This is a genomic window from Mesorhizobium sp. M7A.F.Ca.ET.027.02.1.1 (assembly GCF_004022985.1).
Taxonomy (GTDB): domain Bacteria; phylum Pseudomonadota; class Alphaproteobacteria; order Rhizobiales; family Rhizobiaceae; genus Mesorhizobium.
Genome location: NZ_RZOL01000455.1, coordinates 1 through 4,576, shown reverse-complemented (window position 1 = coordinate 4,576; position 4,576 = coordinate 1). Strand labels below are relative to the sequence as shown.

The 4,576-nt window shown below is 62.5% G+C and carries 3 protein-coding genes; 2 read left to right on the top strand and 1 reads right to left on the bottom strand.

The features are described from left to right. Positions 1–1,100: helicase HerA-like domain-containing protein (locus tag EN749_RS31110; protein WP_128364591.1), on the bottom strand; the 1,100-nt coding region annotated here is incomplete at its 3' end. Between the two features lie 366 nt (positions 1,101–1,466). Here EN749_RS31110 and EN749_RS31105 point away from each other — a divergent pair. Then, positions 1,467–2,909 (top strand): methylmalonyl-CoA mutase subunit beta, encoded by a 1,443-nt coding sequence (locus tag EN749_RS31105; protein WP_128364590.1) that lies wholly within the window; start codon positions 1,467–1,469, stop codon positions 2,907–2,909. Further along, positions 2,906–4,576: methylmalonyl-CoA mutase (scpA, locus tag EN749_RS31100; RefSeq protein WP_128364589.1), on the top strand; the 1,671-nt coding region annotated here is incomplete at its 3' end. The genes EN749_RS31105 and scpA, both read left to right, overlap by 4 nt.

Below are 4,576 nucleotides of genomic sequence, written 5' to 3'. Positions count from 1 at the left end.
CCCGTGGCAAGCTGGGTAATGGCGGTCATGCAGTCGAAATCGGGATTTGGCCGGAACGTTTCGGCCGCCGTCCTCACCGCCTGCTGTTCACGCGGCGTATAGGCGCGCAGCGCGTGCTGGACGCGATTGCCGAGCTGGGCCAGGACTTTTTCAGGGATATCCAACGGGTTCTGCGTGACGAAATAGACGCCGACGCCCTTCGAGCGGATCAGTCGGACCACTTGTTCGACGCGATCGATCAGCACCTTGGGTGCTTCGTCGAACAGAAGATGCGCCTCGTCGAAAAAGAACACCAGCTTCGGCTTGTCGGGGTCGCCGACTTCCGGCAGCACCTCGAACAGTTCCGACATCAGCCATAGCAGGAAGGTCGCGTAGAGCCGCGGATTCATCATCAGCTTGTCGGCGGCAAGCACGCTGATGGCGCCGCGTCCATCGCGGGTGGTGCGCATGATATCGGCGATACGCAGTGCCGGTTCGCCGAAGAAGTTTGCGGCCCCCTGCTGCTCCAGGACCAGCAGCGTGCGCTGGATAGCCCCGACCGATGGCTTCGTCACGTTGCCATAGCGTGAGCCGATCTCGTCGGCGCGCTCGGCGATGTTGGCGAGCAGCGCCTGCAGGTCCTTCATGTCGAGCAGCAGCAGGCCTTCCTCGTCAGCCAGGCGGAAGGCGATGTTCATGATGCCTTCCTGCGCCTCGGTCAGGTTCATCAGGCGCGACAGCAACAACGGCCCCATTTCCGAGACCGTGGCGCGGATCGGGTGACCCTGTTCGCCGAACAAGTCCCAGAAGATGACGGGGAATTCCTGGAAGCCATAAGGATCGAGCTTGACCTGTTCGGCCCGCTTGACGAGGAAATCCTGTGCCGTGCCCATCATCGCGATACCCGACAGATCCCCCTTGATGTCGGCGCAGAACACAGGTACGCCGGCGTTGGAAAATCCTTCGGCCAGGATCTGCAAGGTGACTGTCTTGCCGGTACCGGTGGCGCCTGTCACCAAGCCATGACGATTCCCATATCGTAGCAACAGCTGCTCGGCACGCTGATAGCTGTCGTCGGGCTTGCGGCTGGCGCCGATGAAAATACTGGTGTCGTCAGCCATATGTCCGGTCTCCGCAAACTGATGTGTCTAAAGCCAGTGGCCTTGCCGCAGGTATAGTGAGGCCATTGCACAGCGACAATGCCATTCGTCCAAATCGGGGCCATTCGTCCAAATCGGGGCCATTCGTCCAAATCGGGGCCATTCGTCCAAATCCGGGCCATTCGCCCAAATCGCCCCATTCGTTCAAATCGGGTTTTTGGAGCTTGCGGATTTTGCCGCTGTTTGGCAATCGTCGTCCACGCGGATTGACCTATATCTGATGGATCGAATCCGGTCACTGGAAGCGCATTGCATTGCGATATCGGACCAGGGACCGTAGACTGGACCGCTCCCGGCTGGTGCGGCCGCATGAAACGAGGAGGACGGATGGGCGCCGGAGCCTTGATCCAGGACGTGGAACCCGAAAACATCGAGCGCCAGCGATGGCTCGCCTTGGCGGAAAAGGCTTTGGCAGGCGCTTCCTTCGAGGAAAGGCTGGTCTCGCACAGCGACGACAACATCCGTATCGAACCGCTCTACGACCGCAGCACCGCGGCGGAACCGATCGTACGCGCAAACCCGAAATCGCCATGGATCGTCAGCCAGCGAGTCGACGATCCCGACACCAACCGCGCCAAAAGCCAAGCGCTGGAGGATGTGGCACAGGGTGCCACGGGATTGTCGCTGGTCTTCGAGGGGGCGCCGAACGCGTTCGGCTACGGCTTGCCGAGAACAGCGGAGGCGCTGGAGGCGGTGCTTGACGGCATACCGCTCAACCGCATCCAGGTTCGCATCGACGCCCATCCCTGGAGCCGCGCCGTGGCCGACTGGCTGGTCGCTTTCCTGAGCAAGCGGCGGTCGGACCCGGCAAAACTCAACCTCTCCTTCGGCATCGATCCAGCAGCGATCTTCGCGGGAACCGGTCGGCTGCGCATGTCGATCGAGGCGCTGCGGGCCTCCATGCCGCAGTCGCTGGCGCATTTCTTCGCGATGGGCGTTCCGGGCGTGCTGCTGGAAGCTGACGGGCGCGTGTTCCACAATGCCGGCGCCACGGAAGCGCAGGAACTTGGTATCATGCTGGCTTCGGCTGTCTCCTACCTCAGAATGTTCGAGACGGCGCGGCAGCCGCTTGTCTATGCCGCACCTCATATCGGTTTTGCACTCAGCGTCGACCAGGACCAGTTGCTGTCGATAGCCAAGATGCGGGCGCTGCGCAGGCTCTGGGCGCGGGTGCAGGAGGCTTGTTCGATCCCGACATCCACGGCCAGTATCCATGCCGAGACGTCGTTTCGCATGATGACGGCGATGGACCCGGAGACCAACATCCTGCGCACCACCATTGCATGCTTTGCCGCGGCGTGCGGCGGCGCCGATTCGATCTCCATCCTGCCGCACACGATCGCGCACGGTCTGCCGGCGGGTTTTGCCCGTCGTGTTGCCCGCAACACGCAGCTGATCATGGCCAATGAAAGCCATATCGATCATGTCACCGATCCCGCCTATGGTTCCGGCGCTGTGGAAGCGCTGACCGCGGAATTGTGCGAACTGGCCTGGGCGGAGTTGCAGACGATCGAAGCCGAGGGCGGTGTCCTGTCCAGCCTTCAGGACGGACACATCCAGAAGCGCGTCCACGCAGCGGCGGAGCAGCGCAATGCAGCTTACCGCGCAGGCCAACGGGCCATTATCGGCACCACGCTCTATCCATCGAAACACGAACGCCCCGTCGAGACGCTGGCGGCGGAACGGCGACCGGCCCTCACCGAAGGCGTTGCCGTTTGCGAGCCGCTGTTTCCAGTCCGCATCGACCAATCGATCGGAGCCGGCTCTTGATCCCGGACTTCGGCCAGATCGGCTGGATCCCGCCACGCCGCACGCCTGTCGAGGTCAAAGGCCAGCGGACCACGCCGGAAGGGCTCATTGCCAAGCATCTGTACAATCAAAGCGATCTCAAGGGGCTGCCGCATCTCGACACCTATCCGGGGCTGCCGCCCTTCGTGCGCGGCCCTTACCCAACCATGTATGTCCAGCAGCCCTGGACCATCCGGCAATATGCCGGTTTCTCGACGGCCGAAGATTCCAACGCCTTTTACCGGCGCAACCTTGCCGCCGGCCAGAAGGGGCTGTCGGTCGCCTTCGATCTCGCCACGCATCGCGGCTATGACAGCGACCACCCGCGCGTTGCCGGCGATGTTGGCATGGCGGGCGTTGCCATCGATTCCATCCTCGACATGCGGCAGCTCTTCGACGGCATTCCGCTCGACGAGATGACGGTATCGATGACGATGAACGGCGCGGTGCTGCCGATCATGGCGCTTTACATCGTCGCCGCGGAAGAACAGGGCGTTGCACAGAGGGATCTCGCCGGGACCATTCAGAACGACATTTTGAAGGAGTTCATGGTCCGCAACACCTACATCTATCCGCCAAAGCCTTCGATGCGGATCGTGTCGGACATCTTCTCATACACATCGAAGAACATGCCGAAGTTCAATTCGATATCGATCTCCGGCTATCACATGCAGGAGGCCGGCGCGACGGCCGACCTTGAGCTCGCCTACACGATCGCCGATGGCATCGAATATGCCCGCGCCGGCGTCGCGGCGGGCCTCGACATCGACCGCTTTGCGCCTCGCCTGTCCTTCTTCTGGGCCATCGGCATGAATTTCTTCATGGAAGTCGCCAAGCTGCGGGCCGCGCGCCTGTTGTGGGCGACCCTGATGCAGAAGAATTTTTCGCCCAACGACGAGCGCTCGCTGTCGCTGCGCACCCATTGCCAGACTTCTGGCTGGTCGCTGACAGCGCAGGATCCCTACAACAACATTGTCCGCACCATGATCGAGGCGATGGCGGCAACGCAGGGCCACACCCAGTCGCTGCACACCAATTCCTTCGACGAGGCGATGGCGCTGCCGACCGACCACTCGGCGCGGATCGCCCGCAACACCCAGCTCATCCTGCAAAAGGAATCCGGCACCACGCGCATCATCGACCCGTGGGGCGGTTCGGCCTATCTCGAACGGCTGACGCATGATCTGGCGGCGCGCGCTCTTGCCCATATCGAGGAGGTCGAGGCGCTCGGCGGCATGGCGGCGGCGACCGAACAGGGCATTCCCAAGCTGCGCATCGAGGAAGCCGCCGCGCGCACGCAGGCGCGGATCGATTCCGGCGAGCAGATGCTGGTCGGCGTCAACGCCCATCGGCCTGAGACCGACATCGAGGTCGACGTGCTGAAGATCGACAATGCCGAGGTCAGGGCCCGGCAATTGTCGAAGCTGCAACGGCTGAAGGGGACGCGCGACGTCGCCGCCGTCGAAAGCGCACTCGATGCGCTGACCCGTGCCGCGCAAGGCAATGAAAACCTGCTGGAATTCGCCATCCGAGCCGCGCGCGCCAATGCCACGGTCGGCGAGATTTCATTCGCGTTGGAAAGGGCGTTTGGGCGCCACGTCGCCACGGTACAGACCATTTCCGGGGTCTATCGCAAGGCGCTTGGCGAT

What these genes read in the sequence shown, in the direction of transcription:
- EN749_RS31105 (WP_128364590.1), top strand. Translation starts at nt 1,467, where the DNA reads ATGGGCGCCGGAGCCTTGATCCAGGACGTGGAACCCGAAAACATCGAG.